The organism is Stieleria maiorica (genome assembly GCF_008035925.1).
GTDB lineage: Bacteria > Planctomycetota > Planctomycetia > Pirellulales > Pirellulaceae > Stieleria > Stieleria maiorica.
Genome location: NZ_CP036264.1, coordinates 1,844,518 through 1,865,757 on the forward strand (window position 1 = coordinate 1,844,518; position 21,240 = coordinate 1,865,757).

Consider the following 21,240-nt stretch of genomic DNA (forward strand, 5'->3'; position numbering starts at 1 on the left):
TCGGCGGCTATTGATTGAGCGCTTCTTCGATCGTTTCGCGAGACCGCTTGGTCCCCAGGGCGCCCCACAATCCGTACGGACTTTCGACACCGGGAGTCGGATTGCGAGAACCGACGGGGACGGCGAAGCGATCGCCGGCTTCGATGGAGTCGGTGATGAACACGACGGCTCCGTCGCCCATCAGGATGTGGCATCCACCTTGGTGGCGGCTTCCGGCAGGACAGTTCGCTTGACGATCAACATTTCGTCCGACACAGGGGCCGTTGGGCGCCGCGACGGTGGTGAAACCGGTGTCGAAGCATCGTCCCAAGGCCCAGTTGGTGCCTCGCCGTTGGTTCAAATTCACGTTGGCGGCGGTCAAGTCCCAGAAGGCGGGCCGATCCGGATCGAGCAACGTGTCCCAGTGGGACGGACCGTAGTGGGTGACGCTGGAGTCGCGGTGCATGTGGCTTTGTCGCTCGCCGGTTCGGTTGCCGGTCATGATTTCGCCACACATGATGGTGTTGGAAAGCCCGTCCAGGATGTCGCGAAATTTCGCGGTGTGACGAATGAAGAAGAAACCGCGATCGAACTGTTTCAGGTAGCTTTCGTTCCACGTGTTTCCGGTCGACGTGTCCGATCTGCCGTTCGAACCGACGCCGCCATAGTGATTTTCGTGAATCGAGTCGCCCATGCATGCGGCGTAGTTGGTGTAGGCGGTCTCGACACCGATCTTCTCCGTCGGGTCGCTGGGACAGCGGAGCATCGGGACTTGGGTCAGCCAAGGGACGTAGTTCGTGTCCACCGGTGAGGGCCCCATCGCAGGAAAGGCCGGCGTTCTGGTGGTGCCGTCGCGATTGTAGGCGTAAGGATTTGCGATGGTGTCCCACAAACCCTGTTGCTCCATGAAGGGCAGGATCGCGGGGATCCAACTTAGATTGTTCGTGTTGCTGTCGGTTGCGCCGCCGGTCAGATCATACGTGCCTCCCATCTGTTTCGGCAGTTGTTTGTAGGCGCTGTGGTAGTTGTGCAGCGCTAATCCGATCTGTTTGAAGTTGTTGCTGCAACTCATTCGGCGCGCCGCTTCGCGAGCCGCTTGAACCGCGGGAAGCAACAAGCCCACAAGAATGCCGATGATCGCAATCACGACGAGAAGTTCCACCAACGTGAAACCCTGATTCCGCTTGGCCGTGTTCATGAAATAGAGTCCTTTGAGATGAGAAAAGGAAAAGGAGACGTACGGGCGTCGGTTGCAAGTACTCGCATCACCCTGTCTGATTTTTCCATGAAAAATGGAAAGAATTCTTCAAAGCGTGTCGCGGGTCCGGCGAGGCGGATTCACGCCAGCGTGCGGTGCTGCGATCACAAAGCCCGGCCGATAGGTATAAAAACGCTGCTTTTCCCCGGTTTTTTTGGCATAATTGTGAGTTGCACCACGAGTATCTGCGGAGCGTCGCACTTGCCACGACACGCTGCGAACGACAGGCGTCAACGAGAACCAACTTGTTCGGCGCACGATTGCCGTGGCATGAACAAGACTTTCGCATGAAGGCGGGCTCCAATCATGACAACGATCTCTGACGACGAATTCGTCCTTCGCTTGACGGGGAGCCAACGAGAATTGAAGGCGTTCATTTTTGCCCTCGTCCCTCACCAGGGCGATGCGGACGACTTGCTTCAAGAAGTCAACATTGCGCTCTGGCGGAAACGGCACTTGTACGACAAGAATCAAAAATTCATGCGATGGGCGACCGGCTTTGCATCGCTGGAGGTGCGGAGCTTTCGGAGCCGATCGGCAAAGTCAAAACTCTGCTTCAGCGACAATGCAATCGAAGCGCTCGCCGGCGAATGGCCGAATACGGTGTCGTTTGCCGACGATTGTCGTCACGCACTTGCGACCTGTATTCAAAAACTCGGTCGCAAAGAACGCCGAATCATCGAAGACCGATACACCAAGGGATTGTCGGTCAAAGAAATTGCGGCGGAGTCCGACAAGCCCATCAGCACCGTTTACAAGATCTTGGGCCGCGCCCACGAGGCCTTGTGCGAATGCGTCAAGCGAACACAAATTCAATCCAACCAATAAATAAAGGAGTTCCGCCAGAGTGGCTGAACCAGAACCATCCCCCGACATGAACTTGCTGCGGCAATTGACGCTGCAAAAATGTAACGGTGATTTGACCGAAGAAGGCGCCGAGCGGCTGTCGCAGCTGTTGGTTTCGTCTGACCTCGCCAGACGCACGTATTTTGAACTGACGACCGTCCATTCCCAGCTGGACTGGGATTTAGGTTCGGTGTCTGACGAGGTCGCCTCGCTGCTCAAGGAACAGCTGGAAGATGCAGACGCTCGCCTGCCGTCTCCGTCGTCTGCGGATTCAACGCGTCCGATGGTGTGGATGGTGGCAATCGCCGCATCCATCCTGTTGATGGCCGCGGGAGCGTGGTGGCGGTTGAGTCGTCCCGGAGACGGCCCCGGTGCAAGGATTGCTCAAATCGATGACGCAGATTCGAAGGCTGCCGTTCTGGGCAGCGTCACCGAGCTTGTTCCGCAGAGCCGATGGTCGATCGGCCAATCTGCCGTTGCCGAGCCGAACGTCTTTCGACAGGGGGACACCGTGTCGCTGGACGCGGGCGGGATCAAACTGAGCTTTCGTTCCGGGGCGGTCGCGATCCTCGACGCCCCGGTGACCGTCAACATGCTTTCCAAGGACCGCGTCCGTCTGATTCGCGGCGGGATCATGATCGATGTCCCGAAAGGGGCGCAGGGCGTAGCGGTCGAAACGGCTTCCACCGAGGTGATCGATATCGGCACGATCTACTCGGTCAGGCTGGCCGGGCGAAAGACGGAAGTCGTTGTTTTTGATGGTGAGGTCGATTTGAAGTCCACGACAACGCCCGTCGCCGGCACCGACCAACAGTTGGAATCCAAGCGACGGATTCATGCCGGAGAAGCGGTGCAGGTCGGCGAAGACGGAACGCTCTCGCGAATCGTCAGCGTTCAACGATCCAGCATCCAAGGCCAACGCGAATTCGATCCGACGAAACTCGTCATCGCTTCGGTCAGAGACAACAATGTCCGGGATGACTTTTACAGCTTTTACGAAGTGGTTCCCGGTGGAATGGGCGAGGACGCCGAAGCGTTTGTCGATCGTCCGCACGAGTGGAACGGAGTGGACACGGGCGGAATGCCGGCTTACCTGGTCGGCGGCGATTACATCAAAACGTTCAATAACGACAAAGTCGCAGACGATCTTCAAGTCGACCTGACGCTGCAGCGGCCGGCCACCCTTTATGTGTTGCTGGACAACCGAGTCGAACCGCCCGATTGGTTGCTGGCAACGTTTGAAGACACCGGGGACCAAATCGGGATCGATGAAGTGCCGCGAACCGAAGAATTCACGTGGGAGCGTTTGGACGATAATCCCCAGGTGGGCGCCGGGCACAGCATCGACCGGAACCACTCGATCTACAAGCGAGTCGTCAAGCAAGGCGGCGCTGTGTCGCTCGGACCCAACGGGAACGTGCCGACCGAACACGCACGACGCGAAGGGTTGGTCAACATGTACGGAGTCGTCGCCGTCCCACTGGATCAACCGCAGGTTCAATAAGGCGAGGCGTTTCGGCCACCGCGTCAATCGAAAAAAGGATCAAGCTCGGGCACCTCCGTGCGGAGTGCTGCGATGATCAATTTCGCGGTCGCGTCGGCCCCCTCGGGACTGAAATGCGTGGTGTCGGTCGGGTTGAAATTGTAAGCCTGACTAGCCCCGGGGCCGATCGTGTTGTGATGGTTCACACTGATGCGATACAGATCAACGAACGGCACGCCCTGCTCCTTCGCCACCGCTTCGGCCGTCGCGGCGAACGACGGTAAATCGCCTTTCAGGTTGGCGACCCGAGGCTGGATCTTTCCGTCGTCGCCGAAATTCCGACGGGTGACGGAGCTAAAAACAATGGGTTTGACGCCGACCTGCTTGGCCCGCTGGATGTACGAGGTCAGCTTGGTTCGGTAGACATCCGGGCCGTATTTTTTCTGGTCGTTGTGACCGAACTGGATGATCACGTAGTCCGGTCGGTATTGCAGTAACTCGTCCATTCGCTTCGACAAGGATTCCAGCGTCGCCCCGTTCTTGGCGAAATGAAGCACCTTCGCCTCCCCCGTGCACTGCTCTTCAAATGCGGGTCCCCATCCATAGGTGGTCGCGACGGTCGAGTCGCCGATCAAACCGATGGTCAGATGATGCACTTGGGCAACCGCCGCAGGTGCATTGACGAGTAACAGTGTTAATCCGAGCAACAATAGAAATAGCTTTTTGCTCATGGTCTTGCTTGTTGGGTTGGTCGATTCTTTTGTGGCGTGACAGACTAGAGCTCTGTTTTATCCAACGCCTTGGCCGGGGAACGAGGTAAGAAAATTTCGGAGTTAAGAAAATTGGTAAACCCGTTGGATCGTGCATTTGACCATTTTCTTACCTCCGAAATCTTCTTACCCCATTTCCGCAACGATCCAAACGACGGGGCGTCTGCCTGAATCGGCCGTTGCCATCGGTGTTTTTTCGTTGCTGCGCCATCGGCGATGGCACGTCGAATCCGATCGATCAGCAAGCCCGGTCGCCTGACGATCGGATAAAATTGATTTTTCGCCGGTTTTCTGTTTGAGGTTGCTCCGTCGCGGCCGGTCTAAGGGTTTGTCGCTAACCACCGAGTTTTCATGATGGATGCCGCGTTTGACAGTCTGTTTGACGATCGTCGGGTCTGTCAACGCACCTCCACGCGGCGGGCATCGATGGAAAAATCGCTGACCGAACCCGAGTTTGCCCGAGCGGTCTCGGTCGGCTTGCCAAAACTGATCGCCGTCGCCCGACGGTTGTCCGGGGACGACGAGGTTGCGGCCGAAGCGGTCCAGAACGCGTTGCTGAAGGCCTCCAAGTCATGGCGCAAGTTTCGCGGCCAGTCGCATGTCGACACCTGGCTGACCCGGATCGTGATCCATGCCGTCCGCGATGTGATCGCGGCACGGCGCCGCGATACCGAAAACCTTCATCCACAGCCCGATGCCCCCGGCGATCGACAACGCGAAACTCTGGTCGCACCGCAGCGTGGGCCGTCACAACAGGTGCTCGATGCGGAAATCCGTTCGGTCGTGGCGACGGCCGTGCGGTCGCTGCCGGATCGTCAACGGGAGGTGTTCGGTTTGATGGTCTGGCAAAACATGACGGCAGGCGAGGTCGGGCGGTTGCTGGACATCACACCGCAAACGGTCCACGCCAATTTGCACGCCGCGCGAAAGCGACTTCGCCAGCTGTTAGGGGACTTCGTTGACGACCAGCGGGATTGATTGCGATGAACCCAGATGAACTCGACCGACTGATCCGACGCAGCGATCCGGCAACCGACGCTCGGCGATCCGATGCTGCCGATCCGTTGTTGCGTGCAAGTGAGCGACAGTGGGCAGGGCTGGCGGCGCGACGCATCATCATTCGAAAACGCCTGACGCTGTCACTGGCGGCGATGGGGCTGTTTGTGATCCTGGGTGGAACGCTGCAGTGGGTGGCGATGAAGTCGACAACCACCAGCTCTCACCTCGCTGCGGTCGATGCTCCGGTAAACGAAAAGGCAATTCCTGCTCACGATGCCGATGCCGCTGCGAATTCACAGGCCGCCTCGATCGATGCTGCGACCGCGGCTGCGAGCGACCAGACCAAGTTGGCCGATGCGGCCATGTCCGACGGGGCTGCGTCTGGCGAGCGTCTCGAGCCAGCGGTTCCTCCTAAACGAACGGTCCCAGACGAAGATGCCCGGCAATTGGTCCAGTTCGCGGCGTTCATCGACCGCGCAGGCGAATTCGAGAGTGACACGTGGCATCAATCGTGTGATTTTCTGGCCCGTCAAGACGCCCGTTCGCAACGAGCGGCGATCGCGTTGGTACCGAAATTGGTTGCCCCACAACGGCGCGAAAGAGCGTTCGAATTGGTGTGCGCCGCGGCGGCCGAATCGAAACGCAACGTCATGCGTCATTGGCTCGCTCAACCTTCACTCCGCGCGCTGGCCTTCGATCGTTTGGCCTCCGACGCATCGCTGCGGCAAGCGATCGAGTTGCTTCCGCTGGCGCTGACCGACGCCGAACGTATGCTGCTTTGTCGAACTCTGGCCGTAACGCCGGAACCCGATGGCGCGGACTTGTTGTTGGAGCTGGCCCACGATCCGGTCTGGAGGTCGGCGGTCGCGGCGGCAGCTCGAGAATTGCACCCGTCACACATTCAATCACTGATCCTGCGGATGCGAGAGCGGAATGTCCCTGCACGGACCGCCGCCGCGTTTCTGTTGGCTTCGGTTCCCGGCAACCAGCTCGATCAAGTGCTCGCATCAATGATCCTGCGCGGTCGATTTCAACAACCCGCCTACTTGGCATTGCTGTCGCGAAACACGCCGCAGGCCAAAGCATTTCTCGCTCAAGCCGCCAACCGTCGTGATCTCAGTGCGGCCCTGGTTTCGGCTCGTGTTCACTTTGCAACCATTCAACCCACCCTTCAACAATGGATCGCAGACTCCAAAGGACCCCATCATGAACAATCCGAAACGTTACAGCGGCGACTACCGGAACTTTTGGCTGGGCGGCACGATGATCGCCGTCGTTGTGCTGGCTTGCCTGACGCTGGGGCCCCGGTCGGCTGAGGCCCAGGGCAACGTCGATCAACCGGCCCCGGACTTTGTCACCAAGGTCTACAACATCGCCGACCTCTTGGATGCGCCCAGCATGCTTCAAGGTGACACACAGCAAGCCGAAACGACCGTTGGCGGCGGCGGGATGGGGTTTGGTGGTGCCGATGGGATGGGGGCGGAAATGGGAGGCGGGTTCTTTCGAATCCCCGACAACATCTTGCCGCAGTTTGCCGGCGGGATGGGCGGCATGGGCGGCGGCGGTGGAGTTCACGTGCTGCCCAATCGCATGACCCGCGAAGCGCTCGAGCAACTGACGCTCGATCACCTTTCTAACGAAAACACTCAGTGGCTGGACCTTGATGGCGTCGGTGGTAAGCTCTCCATCGTCGCGTCGATGATGATTGTCACGCACACCGAGGCGACCCATACGAAAGTCGCCGAGTTTCTGGAATTGCTACGCGTCGGCAACCACACTAGCCCGACCATTCAAGTCGATGTGCGGATCGTCGAGGTGGCGTCAGACCAGTCGGTGTCCGATCTGACCAAGGATTTAGAATCGCTCGAAGCCCTTGCCAATGACTCGTCTGCGGCGCGACTGTCGCTCCGCTGTGACAACCATCGCGTGGCGACCGTTTCGTCAGGATTGCGTCGAAGCTATGTGGTTTCGCTGACGCCGGTGGTGGGGTCCAACGGATCGATCGATGTCACGACCGGTAATCAGACCGCGTACCGGCCGGAGACCTATTCGCCGCTGCTGGGCTTGTTCGGAAGGATCAAGCCGGAAGTCGATGCCGAAGGCAAGAGCGGGCGGATCCACCTGGGTATCCAGCTCGCCTCGGGCCCCGAAGAAGTCGTCGCGGCGACGTTCGGGACGGGGCAATCGATCGACCGGGTGGAGCTTGAAACCGCCCAACTGGCGACCTCCATCGCGACCGCCGCGAACACCTGGACCCTGGCCGGCAGCGTCGCCGTCACCAGCCCGACCTCCAGCATCACCTCCGGCGAGGCACTGCCGCATCTGGCCGTGCTGGTCCGCTGGCAAGCGGTGGATTGAGGTGCGAGGCTGCGTGTGCTTTCGACGCGCGAAGGGCTGCCGATGCTAGGCTTTGTCCCCCAAGTCGTAGCGGAAGCCGCCAAGGCTTTCGACTCGCAACAGTCCACTCGGGGAAAGCCGAATTTCTTGGCGAATTCCGCTACCACATACAACGCTTCAAAGCCTAGCCCGACGCGTGAGCAAGGGGCCACACCGTGAGCAAGGGGCCACTCAGCGCCCCTCGTTCACGCTTTGCGCCTGGCAAGGACATTTAGATTCCAGGGCTTTGGTTCAATCAACAAGCTGCCCGCAAGTTTTGCTACCTTGATGACGAAACCTGCTTGTTGCGGCGGACGTTGCGAACCACCCACCCCAGAAGCGATCGATGATCATTGGCGTTCCCAAGGAAGTGAAATCAGATGAGTACCGCGTGTCGATGTTGCCCGTCGGTGTGGAGGAGTTGGTCTCCCGCGGACACCGAGTAATCGTTGAATCCTCGGCGGGGCTCGGGTCGGGTTTGCCCGACCACGAGTACCTTCGCGCCGGCGCCGAGCTGGCCGCCTCCGGGGCGGACGTCTTCGGTCAAGCCGACTTGATCGTGAAGGTCAAGGAACCGCAGCCGGAAGAATACGCGATGATCCGTCCGGGACAATTGCTGTTCACCTATTTCCACCTCGCCGCCAGCGGTGGCCTGACCGACGCGATGATCGACTCCGGCGCGACGTGTTTCGCTTACGAAACGCTGCGCGACGCCAAAGGGCGATTGCCGTTGTTGACGCCGATGAGCGAAGTCGCCGGTCGGATGAGTATTCAGCAAGGCGCCAAGTATCTCGAACGACCCCAGATGGGCCGCGGCATCTTGCTGGGCGGTGTGCCGGGCGTTCCCCCGGCGCACATCACCATTCTCGGTGGCGGGATCGTCGGTTCAAACGCGGCCAAGATCGCCGCGGGCTTTCAAGCCGACGTGGCGATCCTGGACGTCGACCTGGATCGATTGCGTTACCTGGACGACATCATGCCCGCCAACGTCAACACCCTTTACAGCGATCGCCACACCATCTTGGAGCAAATCCAGCGGGCCGACCTGGTGATCGGTTCCGTCTTGATTCCCGGCGCCAAAGCCCCACAACTGGTCCGCAAAGAAGATTTAAAGTTGATGAAGCCGGGCAGCGTGGTCATCGATGTCGCCGTCGATCAAGGCGGTTGCATCGAAACGAGTCATCCGACCACGCACAGCAACCCGACCTACATCATCGACGAAGTCGTCCACTACTGCGTCGCCAACATGCCCGGAGCGGTCGGCCGGACCAGCACCTTTGCACTGTGCAACGCGACCATGCCCTGGGTGATCCGGTTGGCCGAAATCGGCGGGCAAGCTGCGATCGACGCTGCCGGCCCTCTACGCGAGGCGGTCAATGTTCATCAAGGCCGCATCACCAACCAAGCCGTCGCCAACGCCTTCCATTTGCCCTGTACCGACCTTTAATTGATTCTGTCACGAAGTCGCTGGATCGCGACGAACCGTCTCTTTGGGGACGCCGCGATGGTCCGGTGAATCGCTAGGCGTCGACGTTGATCAGCTCGCAGGCTTCCTGGTACCCCGGTGCGGGTGTTCCGAACTCGCTGGCCGAAACGCGCGCCAACCCCACGAGGTGACGCCAACGCATCGAAGGCCGTGTCTTGGCGAATTCCTCGGTCACCGTACGGTAATACTTTTCGGCATGCAACGCGCCGTCTTGGCTGGTCGCGAACGAAAGCAGCACGTCAAACATCGCCCGCGGTGATCCGCCCAGTTCGCCGTAACGCTGCGCCGCTGCGGCGGCGAGTGCCTGATCACGGTCGCGGACCGCGTCACCGGTTGTCCTTATCAGTTCTGAATGATCGTCGATTGCCTCGACCGCATCCGTCTTCAGTGGCCATCGCTCCGGGCGAACACCAGGGCTTTGGCCGGCGGTGTGGTAGGCGCCGACGATCACGCTGGCCACGGTGTTGCGGCGATTACTGACCGCGGCAATATTGCGCCACGCGTTGGCGGCGTCGGACGCATGGACGCCGACCGAAGCGCCGTGGACCGAGCCCTTCACTTTGTCTCCGTCCTGATCCTTCGACCGTCCCGGATCGTGCAACAACAGCAAGTTGGCGGCGACCGACATCGCTTCGCCGATCTGGTCCGGTGCGTAACCGTCGGCGAGGGCCTGGGCGGCGGCGTCGGCGGCCTGACCTCGGTCGCTTCGGAAAAACGTCCAGGCCAATTCGTCGAGCCACCGGTCGTCTCCCTGACGCGTTCCGATCGCTTTACCAGGCAGCTTGTACTGGTCGAGCAGCTTCGGCAGGAGTGTCCAAAGTTCCGGATCCGGTCGGCCCCGTTGCAGACGGGTTTTGGAGTCCTGGAGACAGAAGCGAACGGATTGCCGCAGCAGTGTGCCGGCGTGCTGCTGGCCGATCAGATCGATCGCCAGCCAGGCCCGCCAGGCCAGCACCACGCGGTGCACGTTCGCTTCGTCCTGGACCGGGAACTGGACCTTGTTGAAAATCTGTTTGGCGGGCTGATCGGCGATCGATGCCATGATCCGCTCCGCGCCCTCGACGTCGCCTCGTCGGGTTGCCGCTTGCAACGCCTTTGCCGAGACGCGATCCCCCTGGTGCTTGATCGCATCGAGACGTTTGAGCACTTCGCCGCTGGAGCCGCCGAATTGTTGAATCCGATCCGTATTGCGGTACAGAACCTTCAAGATCGGAAGCAAGCGGCGCTCGCTTGGAAGTTCCGACGACATCTCCAGCGCCGGCGATAGCGCCATGAACGTATGGAATCCGACATAGTCGTGTCCGCCAAAGGTGCGCGCATTGGCGAGCGCCCCGGCGGCAATCAGCGTCGGCAAATCCGTCCCCTGATCGACGCGTTCGATCAGCACGCGTTGCAACCGATTCAGCGGGGTCTCCTGCATCAGCGCGACCAAGGGTTCCATGTCGCCAAACGTCAGCCGGTCGTCGTGATCGTCGGCATAGGCGGAACGAATTCCCAAATCCTCCGCCAGCGACACGCCCAAACTGCCCACCAACATTCCGCGTCCCACATTGGCCAAAAACCGACGGCGATCATTGCACTGCATCGTTCTTCTCCGGAAAGAGTTTGAAACCTGTCACGCAGCAGAAGGCTTCGCCGGCCTGTTAATTTACTAGGCTTTGTCCCTAAACCCGGCAAGGGTCGTCTGTGGTAGCGGAATTCGCCAAGAATTTCGGCTTTTCCCGTGTGAACCGCTGCGAGACGAAAGCCTTGGCGGCTTCCGCTACGGGTTTAGGGACAAAGCCTAGCCCGCGGCGCGAGCAAGGCGCGAAGCATCTTTCCAAGGTAACGGACGCCGATGGCAAAAGCGAATGGAATCTAAAAAAGGGTTCCGGCAGCCCAAAACGCTGCTGAAACCAATGGTGCGGGCTTAAGGCAGAACGGATTCAGCAATCGCCGGGATGCAGGATTTAGCCGCCCACAGTCGCTGTGAAGTGGCGACCGGGAATCGCCTAAAGGCTAAACACCAACGGTTGCTGGATGCCGAGCTACTTCGATGGGGCGAGTTCGAAGGGCCCGATGGTGGTGTACACCTCCCTTCCGTTCTTGACCTTGCTCCACGGCCAGATTTCGGTCCGCCAGACTTCCCGGTCCTGGTAGGACGCCACAAATTGCACGCTGTTCATCCGCGCGAGCGCATAGTTCCACTGTGGCTGTTGCCCCTTGCCTTCCGCTTCGATCATCAAGAAGACCTCCGGGTCGGTGCCTTGAACAAACACGAACAGCATGCCATCGCGAACGTCGGAGGATTCATCGCCGTAGCGGAAAATCGGCTGGGCGAGCAGACGCAACTGCCGTGACACGCCTTCCCGGTCCAATTTCTCGATCTCAAACCCGCGGGAGATCGCTCGGGCGTGCCGCAGACGTTGCGCCGGCGTGGCTGCCACCGCAGGCGCGTCGGGAACCGGACGCCACGTCACGCCGGCGGCCGGTGATTCCCAAACGTGGGTTCCATCGCGTGAACCCGTCAGCGGCTCGGTGGAAAGCGAATGGAATTCATGCGAACCGTGTGTCATCGGCGAATACCACTGGAAGATCGATCCGATCAGCTGCGGACGTCCCCGATCGGTCCACAAAAACACGTTGCCATAGACTTCTCCGGCGACCGGATTGGACCAGTTCAAAATGGACGCGGGGTGCAGCTCAAGTTTTCGCGGCGGTGTTCCGGCGAGTCGAAAGTCGTATTGCCGCGCCGCCGCGGTCGAGATGCGAAGGGTTTGGGCAACACGATCGCCGGTTGCCGCATCCTTGTCGCCGGGTGATTCGGCTAACACGCCACGACCGCAACCAAACATGAACAAGGCCGCCACGAGCCCGATCGACACGGATTCTGACGTCGGCGTGCGTCGCCAAAAGGATGAAGTCATGGTCAGCCTGTGGTCAGCGTAAAGGACTTTTCCGTCGCTACACGTTCGCGTTCCGTCCAACGTAGCCGCTGGAAAGCCCCATTGCAAGACAAGGCGTCTAATCTTTGCCGGCGACACTTGTGTGCGTACAATGGTCCACCCCTCGGAACCTGCCCATGAAATTTCGTTTGCGAACGTTGTTGGCCCTCGTCACGCTTTGCGGTCTTGTCGCGGCGTTGGGTTTACGCGTTGCCCTGCGGAATGAACGACTCCGTCAGCACCGCTTGTCGTTCGAGGCAATGGATGATCAAGTCGCAGGATTAGACGCGCCCCTGAGGCGTCATCTGCTGCAGATTCCCGCCGTGCTCGCGGAGCTTCAAGCCGCCAACCCGATCGATCCTCCGATGGCGGTCAGCCACTCGATCTCCGGTTCTTCGCAGCGGTATGGCCGGTACCAATTCGACCACCAGTTTCACTATGACTGGCAGTTGGCCGACGGGTCACGCAGCGAAGGCATCACGATCGCCATCGCTGCATTGATCCATGAAGTCCCCGGCGAGAAACACGTGGTCCGTCTGACCTACGTCCCGAACGAGTTGAATTCGGAGATCGCACGGTGGGTCGCGGCGATCTTCAGCAGGAACAAACACATTCAAATACGGCACGTCACCGACCAAACGAATACGGCAGCAGAGTTGCACTCTCGATCCCGCGTTTCCGGCCATCTCCGGTGAAGGCTCCGTTGGCGTACACGGCAAGGATTTTCAATTGTCCCTTGCGTCCCGGCGTCGGAATCGACAGAGAAAACCGAGCCTGGGGGTCGACCTGGGCGACAAATCCCTTCACCCAATAGCCTCCGATCTTGTCGTCGCGATCGTCGATCACCACGATGCGATGAATCGGGAAATCGGATTCCAGTTTCCCGCGAACGACAATCGCGTGAGTCTTGCGGTCATAGTCTGCGGTGAGCCGTTGAAATCCGGTTCGTGGAAGTTTGCTTCGCGACGCGGGATTGCCGGTAAACACCGGATGTGTGGAAAGGATCGCGGCACCGGCTTCGGACAGGTACGCCTTGGTTCGATCGGGCATTTTGTGATAGCGATAGATCCGGTTGACCGGTCCCATCAGGGTGTTGCCCTTGCCCAGTTCCACCTTCGGCCCGATGTGCGGCAGGCCGAGCGCGTGGCCGAATTCGTGAATGCAACCCTTGAGTGTGAGTTTGTCATTGAGCGGCGAGACCATCTCGCTGCGCGGTGAAATCGTCCCCGGCAAGTTGGTGTAATTCAGAACGGCCCAGCCGCCGTCTTTGGAATTGCCCGATCCGCGATAGTTGTCGTGCTTGGCCGGCGGATCACCGACGTAGACGAAGATCCAGTACAGGTTGCCGGCGATCTTGATGCCGTGTTCGCTCTTCAGCTTGTCGTGAACCTGCCGACTGATCCACTGTTTTTTATAGGCCCCGCCGGCGGCCGGCAGATCGCCTTTGACGTGAATCACCGAGATCTTCCCATCGTCACCACGAGTGAAGATCTCTTTCCGGGCCGGCGTGTAGCCCCAATCGGTCAGTCCGTCGTGAAAAAACTGCTCGGCGTAGCGGCCGAACTGGTCCAGCCGCTTGCGATAGTCCGAGCGAGGCGGCTGAATATCGCTGGGGGTGAACAGGACGATCTGGGCTTCGGGAACCGACAGGTTTTGCGCGGCGGCGCCAGCGGCATTGAACGACAGGGCACAACCCAACAGGCCGCCGAGCAAGGTGAGTCGCGTCTGGTCCAGCAAACGAAACGGAAAAGGGGCGACGTGGTTTTGAACTGCGAATGCTGACATTTGCCTGATGCCGATGGTACGTTAGTGGGAGACGGAGCTTGATCAGTTTAGACGCGATGTCCCGCATGCGAGTGCTTTGATGAGTCAATCATACGTTGCGTCGCGATGTCGTCCGGTTCGGCAATGACGCAAAGCGATTGAATTTGATTGCCCAGCTCCATCAAACTGGACCGGATCCATCAAACGAGCGTCTGACGCGTGCACAATTGAAGAATTTGCGAATGCTCGCGCGCTACTACATGTTCATCCGCTCCGGCTGGTCGGTGACCGAGGGAACACAGGATGTTTTTGATTCGACCCGGCAAGCTTTTTTGAAATCGCTTCCCGACGTTCCCGAAGCGTCGCACACGCAGTTGAAAACGAAAACGTTTGCCGAGTTGGCAACCCAGATCTCGCCGGAGGGTCAGATTTAGACTTGCCCGAAGACCTCTTTTGGGAGGTCGTGAGGTTTTCCAAATCTACCCTCCTGGCAGGCATTGGTGTCTACACGAGTCTGCTCGCAATCTCGGACATCGCTCCCCTCTCCCTAATACAGATCGCGCAAAAGACTTTGATCGACCAGTGAAGATGACCGCGATCTGTTTTGGGGAGAGGAGTTGGGGGTGAGGGGCCGAACCTCCGACCAGTTTCCGGGCCGCTGCGGCCCCTCATCCCCAGCCCTTCTCCCCCGCAAAGCCGGGGGAGAAGGGTGCCATTGTAAGTTGTCTGGACTCCGAGACCTTTTGGTGGCTTGGATGGCAGACTCCCGACGGCCCGGAAGGGCCATCGTACGGGGAGACGCTCCCCTACGCTTTCTCCGCCGGCGCGGCGACTTGATGCACGTAGATGTCGCGTTGGGGGAAGGGGATCGAGATCCCGGCTTCGTCGAACCGCTGTTTGACCGCACGGGTGATGTCGGTTTTCACCTGCCACCAATCGCTCGTCTTGGCCCAGGGGCGGCAGACGATGTTGACCGAGGAATCGGCCAGGGCATGCGTGACGACCACCGGCGCGGGATCGTCCAAGACCAGATCGTGCGACTTGACCACTTCCAAGATGATCTGTTCGGCTTTTTCAAAATCGTCGCCGTACCCGATCCCGAATTCCATGTCGACGCGGCGGTTTTCGTTGGCCGTGATATTGGTGATGACGTTGTTCCAGATCGAATTGTTCGGCACGTGAATGGTTTGATTGTCGAACGTGCGGAAGGTCGTCGAAATCAAATTCATTTTGTCGACCGTCCCGGTGATGCCTCCGGCGGTGACGACGTTGCCGACATCAAAGGGGCGATTGATCAAGATCATCAACCCGCTGGCAAAGTTGCTGAGCGTGCCCTGCAGCGCCAGACCGACGACCAAACCGGTCGCCCCGATCGCCGCCACGATCGGCGTGATGTCGATTTCCAAGGCGGTCAATGCGACGGCAAATCCGATCACAAACACGACGTTCTTGATCGAGTTGGCGATCAGGCGTTCGGCCAACTGAGACAGTTTGACCTTGCGGTCGAGCAGCCAGTTGACGCTGCCTGCGATGACCTTTGCCACCAAGGACGTGACCAACACGATGAGGATGAACCGGGCCAGATTCCACGCCCAACGCTGTCCGCCCTCTTTGGACAACAGCCAGCCGACAAACCCTGACCACGCCGATTGGACATCGGTGGTGTCCAGTTCGATCCCCGAGACCGCGGTGATGTAGCTGCGGTATTCCTCGGCCTCGCCGCCCTTGCGCTCCAGCGAATCGAGCACGACTTCCAACCGATCGGTCAGTGCGGTTCGCTGCTCCTGGAGCACGTTGACGTCTTCCAGCAGCGTCTGTTTCTCCTCCGCCATCTGCTGTTCGGCAGCTTCTTGTTGGGCGGCTTCCTGTGCGGCAACTCCCGAATCGACTGAAGTGTCACCCGAGTCTGGAATCGCAGCGGCGTCTTCGGCCACGGTCGCAGCGGCCGTGGTTTCCTGGTCGCTGATGACTCGCTTCACACCGAGCCGCGCCCTGGCGATTTGTCCCCCTTTGGCCCGCAGCAGCGAAAACCATGCATCCGCTTCACGCTCCAGTTCCGCCCTGGTCATCGGTTTGACCATGATTTCCAATTGATCGATCGGAATATCGGGATCGCTGATCTTGACGGCCGGCTCTGCCGGGGCGGAGGAAGTGTCGCTGCCGGACTGCCCCCACAATGGTCCGGTACACAAGCCAAGAAACGCGGCGGAAAGCATGAGGGATCGTGAGAAAAACATAGGCAAGTTTGCTAGCGGAATCGAAAACATCCGAATCGAATGTGTAGACGCCTTCATTCTTGTCGTTTCCGCCGGATTGCCAAGTCGATCTTGGATAAGATGTCGCTGATCGATGGCAAGAAAACCGGATCGACAGGACCGATTCGGCTGTCCCTCGCCGCCGCACTCCCTAAAATCTTCCTACCTCCCAAATCTTCCTACCCGCCCCTTCGATCCTGCGGTGCGCGAACAGCTCGGTGCCGCAGGAGTCGTCTCACGATCGGCGTCATCACACCGACGCAACCGCTTTAGGACCGTCCAGGAATTCATATGACCGCTCGCTGGATCGCGAACCCGTTCTGTTTGCTCGCCACGCTGGCGTTGTTGACCTCGCCCGTGAGTGCTGCCGAAAACTGGCCGATGTGGCGTTATGACGCCGTGCGCTCGGCGGCCAGTCCCAATCGGCTGGACGACGAATTGAGCCTGTTGTGGGAAAAATCGTTTTCCGCCCGATCGCAGGCTTGGGATGATCCGCTGAATCTGGACCTGATGACCTACGATCGCGTTTTCGAACCGATCGTGGTCGACGGACGGTTGTTCCTCGGATTCAACGACAGCGACAAAGTCGTGGCGTTGGACACGGCGAGCGGCCGGGAATTGTGGGCGTTTTACACCGAAGCCCCGGTGCGAATGCCGCCGGTGGGAGCGGCGGGCCGAGTCTATTTCACCAGCGATGACGGCTTTTTGTACTGCGTCGATGCGGCCAGCGGAAAACTCCAGTGGAAATTCAGCGGCGCGCCGAGTTCGCAACAGGCGATCGGAAATCGACGATTGACGTCGGCCTGGCCGGCCCGGGGCGGCCCGGTCGTCCGCGACGACACCGTGTACTTTGCCGCCAGCATCTGGCCCTTCATGGGGACATTTGTTTATGCGTTGGACGCTCAGACCGGTGAAGTCCGCTGGGTCAACGATCGCACCGGATCCCAATACATCAAACAACCGCACAGCGCCCCGTCGTTCGCCGGCGTGGCGCCGCAAGGGGCGTTGGTCGCGACCGAGTCGCTGTTGATCGTGCCGGGCGGACGCTCGGTCCCGGCCGTGTTTGAGCGTGGCAACGGAGACCTGCGTTACTTCGAATTGAATGCCGGCGGAAAGGGGACCGGCGGTTCGTTTGTCGCCGCTGACGATCAACACTTTTATGTCCACACCCGCTACAAGGGAACCCGCGCATTCAATTTGGATGACGGCGTCAAGACCGCGTTCATGCCGAATGAGCCCGTGCTGCACAACGGTTGGGTTTATTCGGCCGAATCGGAAGACGACCGCGACGTTGTTCGCGCCTACCGGTCCGATCAAGAACTCCGCTGGCAGATCGACGCCGACGGAAGCGGTGATTTAATTCTCGCGGGCAACCATCTGGTCGCGGCAGGGAAGAACCAAATCTCCGTGATCGAGTTGCCGGAACAGAACGCTGACGCCAGGATCGTGAAAACGATACCGACCGACAAGCGAATCGAACGTTTGATCGTCGCCGACGGAAAGCTGTTTGCCGTTTCGATCGACGGGGATCTGATCGCGTACGGCCGTCATTACACCGATCAACCGACAAAACTCACTCAGTCTGGACCGCAACGCAGTTCTGTGCAGGCGCCTCAGATGGCTCGCGACTTACTGGCGCTCGGCGACGCATCGGGTTACGCATTCTGGTTCGGCGACTGTGATCACCCGACTGCGATGGCATTGGCGACCAATTCACCGTTCGTTCAGCTTTCGATCGTGGATTCCGACTCCTCGGCGATCGATCCCGTGCGCCGTCGACTCGATGGCGAAGGACTTTACGGGCGTGTCACGGTCCATCACTGTGATCCAGCATCCTTTCGCGGCCCCAGTTACGCCGCGAACATGGTCTTCGTCCAAGACGCCCAGCGCCTGGATGACGCTGCGATTGAGTCCGTTTATCAAAGTGTGCGTCCCTACGGCGGCGTGATGGTCCTGATCGGAACGGATGACCAGGACACATTGGTCCGGCGCATCGCTGCGATGAACTTGGAACAAGCGGTCATCACCGCCGGCACGCATGGCGTCGTCGTGCGGCGTGCCGGTGCCCTGCCGGGATCGGCCGACTGGACGCACCAGTACGGCAACATCGCCAACACCGTCAAATCGAACGACTCACGAGTCAAGCTGCCGTTGGGCGTGCTTTGGTTCGGCGGCAGCAGCAACATGGATGTATTGCCGCGACACGGACACGGCCCACCGGAACAAGTGGTGGGCGGGCGACTGTTTATCCAAGGCATGAACTCGCTCAGTGCCCGAGACGTCTACACCGGGCGCGTGCTTTGGAAACGCGAGTTTGATGACCTTGGAACCTTTGACGTCTACTATGACCAGACCTACGAGAACCTGCCGCTGAATCCAAAGTACAACCAGGTCCACATCCCCGGCGCGAATGCTCGCGGCACCAACTACGTCGTGACCGACGACCGGGTTTACATCGTCGAAGGAAGTGTTTGTCACGCACTGGACCCGGCGACGGGAGAGTTGATTGCCGATTTCCAGCTTCCGCCCTCGGCCAGCGGCGAACAAGAGCAATGGGGCTATCTGGGCGTCTATCAGGACGTGTTGATCGGTGGCCTGGGGTTTGCAATGTACCGCGGCCGAAACAGTTTGACGTTTGATAGCGATAAAAAGTTAAAATCAAGCAAGGCCGGTTTCGGATCGAAAAGCTATGATCGCGCGGCCAGCGTTGCGTTGGTCGGCTTTGATCGCCATAGCGGCAAACAGCTCTGGAAAGTCGACGCGGAGCATAGTTTTTGGCACAACGGGATCGTCGCCGGTGGTGGAAAGATCTATTGCCTGGATCGCACGCCCAAGCAAATCGCGGACGCCTTGCTGCGGCGTGGTCGATCACGCAGCGACACCTATCGCATTGTGGCGTTCGACTTCAAAACCGGCCGGCAAGTGTGGGAGGCCCACGAGAATATCTTTGGCAGCTGGCTGGGCTATTCCGAACAATACGATCTGCTGCTCGAGGCCGGTGCGAAGGCGAGTGACCGATTGGCCGACGAAGTCGCCGAAGGCATGACCGTCTACCACGCCGACGACGGTCGCGTGAAATGGAGCGACCTTTCGCTAAAGTACTCCGGCCCCTGCATCTTGCACAACGATCTGATCATCACCAACTCCAATTCTTATTCCGAATCGGCGGGCGCGTTTTACTTGGAAACCGGAGAACCAAAGTTGGTCGAAAACCCGCTGACCGGCGAGATGCAGCCTTGGAAGATCACGCGGGCGTACGGATGCAACAGCATCATCGCCAGCGAAAACCTGTTGACGTTTCGGTCCGGCGCCGCCGGTTTCTACGATTTGCTGACCGATTCGGGTACCGGAAACCTGGGCGGTTTTAAATCCGGGTGCACGTCCAATCTGGTCGTCGCCGGCGGTGTCTTGAATGCTCCCGATTACACGCGGACGTGTAGCTGTGCCTACCAAAACCAGACTTCGTTGGCACTGGTCCACATGCCTGAAATCGAAATGTGGAGTGTCCACAACGGTGTGGCGAACTTGTCACCTGGAGAATCGATTCAGAACTTGGCGATCAACTTCGGTGCGCCCGGGGATCGTCGTGACGAAGACGGCACGTTGTGGCTGGAACATCCCGTCGTCGCGGGAAGTTCACCGCCGCTCACGATCGCGATCAATCCGGAAACCCGCTTCGTTGCACGTCATTCTTCCGGCGCCGCGCCCTCGCAGCGCCCCTGGGTGACGGCGTCGGCAGCCGAGGGCATCACCGAGTTGCGACTGGGAATGACGATCCAAGGCGAAAAGGACCAGGCGGGTCGGTCGACCGCTGACGCCGCGATGCACGAGTACGACGTCGAACTGATCTTTGCCGATCCCGAACCGGACGATCAAAACGTCCGGGTTTTCGACGTTTATGTCCAAGACGAACGTGTCGAAGAAAACGTGACAATTGGTGGCGATGTCGAACATGCCGTCGCGACGATCGAGCTCAAGAACGTTTCGGTCCAAAACGAGTTGCACGTCCGTTTAGTCCCCAAACAGGGCAAGGCCGTTCTGTCAGGAATCCAGCTTCGGCGCCGCTGATCGGTGCCCGGTCAAATGTAAAAGCTTTCTGGTTCTGCCGATTTTCCCCCAACGGCGACGGGTCGCGTGTTGTCTACTAATGGCCGCAACCTGGTTTTCTGGTAGTGGGCGAGGCGACGAGTCCATTCGTAACGCAAACTGCAAGGACTCCTCGCGTCGTCCACTACTACCTGCAATGCGTTCCTCTGCCCGGGAACGAGCTTAGAGACGCTGGACTCCCCGTCGTTCCTCATGTCTACACGGAAAAGCCATGGATTCTCCATTCACTCGAAACAGAAGCCTGCAGTTCGCTGTCGCGATCTTCATGTCACTTGCCTGTGGTGTCGCCGCGACGGCGCAGGGCCGGCAAGAAGTTCTCAGCCAACACGACTTGGCGTGGCCGCCGGCCGAGCCGACCCGGCAATCTCGGCTGTTGAACATCGGTTTTGCGCATGATCCGGGCCCGGGGCACTACGATGGCGTTGTCGGGACACCCGGCGACGTCTGGAATTTCGTCAGTGTCGGCACCACGGCCAAGGACTTCATGCGATTCAGCGATCAACGTCCCAGCAAAGCCAGATTGCGAATCGCTCGGCACGACGGAGCATGGGGGATCGCCGGGCAATCGGGGATTTTTCACGGCTACATCTACGACAATTGCCGCTGCAAGGACCTGGACGTCACGCTGTTCGATTTAGAACCGGGACGGTATCGCGCGTACGTGTACGCGCACGGCGACGCCCCTGATCAAAACGCCAGAATCGAACTGCTGGTCGGTGCAGAGAGCCTGGGCCAAAAGGCGACCGCCAATGACGGCACCGGTGGTTACCGGAAGCAGCCGATGAGCGAAGGCGTTCAATACGTCACGTTCGACTTCGACGTCTGGCAGGGCAACGAAGTGAAATTCATCAGCCATCGCGACGGCAGCAGTTATTCGATGTTCAACGCGATTCAGCTCGTTCCGCTCGGCCGCGATGCCGAAGTCGGTGTTCGTTGACATTTGAGATTCGTCGCTCGTGATCGATCCGGGTTACAATTGACGGGCCCGTGCAA

The 21,240-nt window shown here is 59.4% G+C and carries 16 protein-coding genes; 10 read left to right on the plus strand and 6 right to left on the minus strand.

Features of this window, described 5'->3' with window-relative positions:
* Positions 1 to 7: 7 nt before the first annotated feature.
* Positions 8 to 1,177: a DUF1559 domain-containing protein gene (locus tag Mal15_RS06155; protein WP_147866961.1), complete on the minus strand. Its 1,170-nt coding sequence runs from the start codon at positions 1,175 to 1,177 to the stop codon at positions 8 to 10.
* A gap of 366 nt (positions 1,178 to 1,543) precedes the next feature.
* Here Mal15_RS06155 and Mal15_RS06160 point away from each other — a divergent pair, with 366 nt between their 5' ends.
* Both Mal15_RS06160 and Mal15_RS06165 read left to right on the plus strand, forming a co-directional pair.
* Complete coding sequence (locus tag Mal15_RS06160) at positions 1,544 to 2,065, plus strand: sigma-70 family RNA polymerase sigma factor (RefSeq protein WP_147866962.1); 522 nt, start codon at positions 1,544 to 1,546, stop codon at positions 2,063 to 2,065.
* 19 nt (positions 2,066 to 2,084) lie between these two features.
* Positions 2,085 to 3,587, plus strand: a complete 1,503-nt coding sequence (locus Mal15_RS06165; RefSeq protein ID WP_147866963.1) for a FecR domain-containing protein — start codon at positions 2,085 to 2,087, stop codon at positions 3,585 to 3,587.
* A 23-nt stretch (positions 3,588 to 3,610) separates the two neighbouring features.
* On the opposite strand, the gene Mal15_RS06170 is transcribed toward Mal15_RS06165, so the two are convergent.
* Entirely contained in the window at positions 3,611 to 4,297 is a 687-nt protein-coding gene (locus tag Mal15_RS06170; RefSeq protein ID WP_147866964.1) for a rhamnogalacturonan acetylesterase, read from the minus strand.
* A gap of 393 nt (positions 4,298 to 4,690) precedes the next feature.
* Between Mal15_RS06170 and Mal15_RS06175 the strand changes: the two genes are divergently transcribed.
* The 4 genes from Mal15_RS06175 to ald all read left to right on the plus strand — a co-directional run bounded on the left by Mal15_RS06175 (position 4,691) and on the right by ald (position 9,158).
* Positions 4,691 to 5,314: an RNA polymerase sigma factor gene (locus Mal15_RS06175; RefSeq protein WP_167546657.1), complete on the plus strand. Its 624-nt coding sequence runs from the start codon at positions 4,691 to 4,693 to the stop codon at positions 5,312 to 5,314.
* Between the two features lie 5 nt (positions 5,315 to 5,319).
* Positions 5,320 to 6,651 (plus strand): hypothetical protein, encoded by a 1,332-nt coding sequence (locus tag Mal15_RS06180; RefSeq protein WP_147866966.1) that lies wholly within the window; start codon positions 5,320 to 5,322, stop codon positions 6,649 to 6,651.
* Complete coding sequence (locus Mal15_RS06185; protein WP_147866967.1) at positions 6,542 to 7,693, plus strand: hypothetical protein; 1,152 nt, start codon at positions 6,542 to 6,544, stop codon at positions 7,691 to 7,693. The genes Mal15_RS06180 and Mal15_RS06185 overlap by 110 nt, the downstream gene beginning before the upstream one ends.
* A gap of 364 nt (positions 7,694 to 8,057) precedes the next feature.
* Positions 8,058 to 9,158, plus strand: a complete 1,101-nt coding sequence (gene ald / locus Mal15_RS06190; RefSeq protein ID WP_147866968.1) for an alanine dehydrogenase — start codon at positions 8,058 to 8,060, stop codon at positions 9,156 to 9,158.
* Positions 9,159 to 9,231: 73 nt separating this feature from the next.
* Here the strand turns inward: ald and Mal15_RS06195 are convergent, their stop codons facing one another.
* Complete coding sequence (locus Mal15_RS06195) at positions 9,232 to 10,782, minus strand: hypothetical protein (protein ID WP_147866969.1); 1,551 nt, start codon at positions 10,780 to 10,782, stop codon at positions 9,232 to 9,234.
* A 442-nt stretch (positions 10,783 to 11,224) separates the two neighbouring features.
* Complete coding sequence (locus Mal15_RS06200; RefSeq protein ID WP_147866970.1) at positions 11,225 to 12,103, minus strand: hypothetical protein; 879 nt, start codon at positions 12,101 to 12,103, stop codon at positions 11,225 to 11,227.
* A gap of 155 nt (positions 12,104 to 12,258) precedes the next feature.
* Between Mal15_RS06200 and Mal15_RS06205 the strand changes: the two genes are divergently transcribed.
* Positions 12,259 to 12,816 (plus strand): hypothetical protein, encoded by a 558-nt coding sequence (locus Mal15_RS06205; protein WP_147866971.1) that lies wholly within the window; start codon positions 12,259 to 12,261, stop codon positions 12,814 to 12,816.
* On the opposite strand, the gene Mal15_RS06210 is transcribed toward Mal15_RS06205, so the two are convergent.
* Positions 12,749 to 13,906, minus strand: coding sequence for a zinc metalloprotease (locus tag Mal15_RS06210; protein ID WP_147866972.1), 1,158 nt, complete (start codon positions 13,904 to 13,906; stop codon positions 12,749 to 12,751). The two genes, Mal15_RS06205 and Mal15_RS06210, sit on opposite strands and share 68 nt — an antisense overlap.
* A gap of 221 nt (positions 13,907 to 14,127) precedes the next feature.
* On the opposite strand from Mal15_RS06210, the gene Mal15_RS34540 reads away from it, so the two are divergent.
* Positions 14,128 to 14,319 (plus strand): hypothetical protein, encoded by a 192-nt coding sequence (locus Mal15_RS34540; protein WP_233903307.1) that lies wholly within the window; start codon positions 14,128 to 14,130, stop codon positions 14,317 to 14,319.
* Between the two features lie 372 nt (positions 14,320 to 14,691).
* Here the strand turns inward: Mal15_RS34540 and Mal15_RS06220 are convergent, their stop codons facing one another.
* On the minus strand, positions 14,692 to 16,101 hold the full coding sequence (locus Mal15_RS06220; protein ID WP_233903308.1) for a mechanosensitive ion channel family protein: 1,410 nt from the start codon (positions 16,099 to 16,101) through the stop codon (positions 14,692 to 14,694).
* A gap of 330 nt (positions 16,102 to 16,431) precedes the next feature.
* On the opposite strand from Mal15_RS06220, the gene Mal15_RS06225 reads away from it, so the two are divergent.
* Positions 16,432 to 20,208, plus strand: coding sequence for an outer membrane protein assembly factor BamB family protein (locus Mal15_RS06225; protein WP_147866975.1), 3,777 nt, complete (start codon positions 16,432 to 16,434; stop codon positions 20,206 to 20,208).
* Between the two features lie 250 nt (positions 20,209 to 20,458).
* Positions 20,459 to 21,184: a hypothetical protein gene (locus tag Mal15_RS06230; protein WP_233903309.1), complete on the plus strand. Its 726-nt coding sequence runs from the start codon at positions 20,459 to 20,461 to the stop codon at positions 21,182 to 21,184.
* The last annotated feature ends 56 nt before the right edge of the window (positions 21,185 to 21,240 follow it).

What these genes read in the sequence shown, in the direction of transcription:
- Mal15_RS06180 (WP_147866966.1), top strand. Translation starts at nt 5,320, where the DNA reads ATGAACCCAGATGAACTCGACCGACTGATCCGACGCAGCGATCCGGCA.
- Mal15_RS06185 (WP_147866967.1), top strand. Translation starts at nt 6,542, where the DNA reads ATGAACAATCCGAAACGTTACAGCGGCGACTACCGGAACTTTTGGCTG.
- Mal15_RS06175 (WP_167546657.1), top strand. Translation starts at nt 4,691, where the DNA reads ATGGATGCCGCGTTTGACAGTCTGTTTGACGATCGTCGGGTCTGTCAA.
- Mal15_RS06220 (WP_233903308.1), bottom strand. Translation starts at nt 16,101, where the DNA reads ATGCTTTCCGCCGCGTTTCTTGGCTTGTGTACCGGACCATTGTGGGGG.
- Mal15_RS06160 (WP_147866962.1), top strand. Translation starts at nt 1,544, where the DNA reads ATGACAACGATCTCTGACGACGAATTCGTCCTTCGCTTGACGGGGAGC.
- Mal15_RS06170 (WP_147866964.1), bottom strand. Translation starts at nt 4,297, where the DNA reads ATGAGCAAAAAGCTATTTCTATTGTTGCTCGGATTAACACTGTTACTC.
- Mal15_RS06225 (WP_147866975.1), top strand. Translation starts at nt 16,432, where the DNA reads ATGACCGCTCGCTGGATCGCGAACCCGTTCTGTTTGCTCGCCACGCTG.
- Mal15_RS34540 (WP_233903307.1), top strand. Translation starts at nt 14,128, where the DNA reads ATGCTCGCGCGCTACTACATGTTCATCCGCTCCGGCTGGTCGGTGACC.
- Mal15_RS06155 (WP_147866961.1), bottom strand. Translation starts at nt 1,177, where the DNA reads ATGAACACGGCCAAGCGGAATCAGGGTTTCACGTTGGTGGAACTTCTC.
- Mal15_RS06210 (WP_147866972.1), bottom strand. Translation starts at nt 13,906, where the DNA reads ATGTCAGCATTCGCAGTTCAAAACCACGTCGCCCCTTTTCCGTTTCGT.
- Mal15_RS06230 (WP_233903309.1), top strand. Translation starts at nt 20,459, where the DNA reads ATGGATTCTCCATTCACTCGAAACAGAAGCCTGCAGTTCGCTGTCGCG.
- Mal15_RS06200 (WP_147866970.1), bottom strand. Translation starts at nt 12,103, where the DNA reads ATGACTTCATCCTTTTGGCGACGCACGCCGACGTCAGAATCCGTGTCG.
- Mal15_RS06195 (WP_147866969.1), bottom strand. Translation starts at nt 10,782, where the DNA reads ATGCAGTGCAATGATCGCCGTCGGTTTTTGGCCAATGTGGGACGCGGA.
- ald (WP_147866968.1), top strand. Translation starts at nt 8,058, where the DNA reads ATGATCATTGGCGTTCCCAAGGAAGTGAAATCAGATGAGTACCGCGTG.
- Mal15_RS06205 (WP_147866971.1), top strand. Translation starts at nt 12,259, where the DNA reads ATGAAATTTCGTTTGCGAACGTTGTTGGCCCTCGTCACGCTTTGCGGT.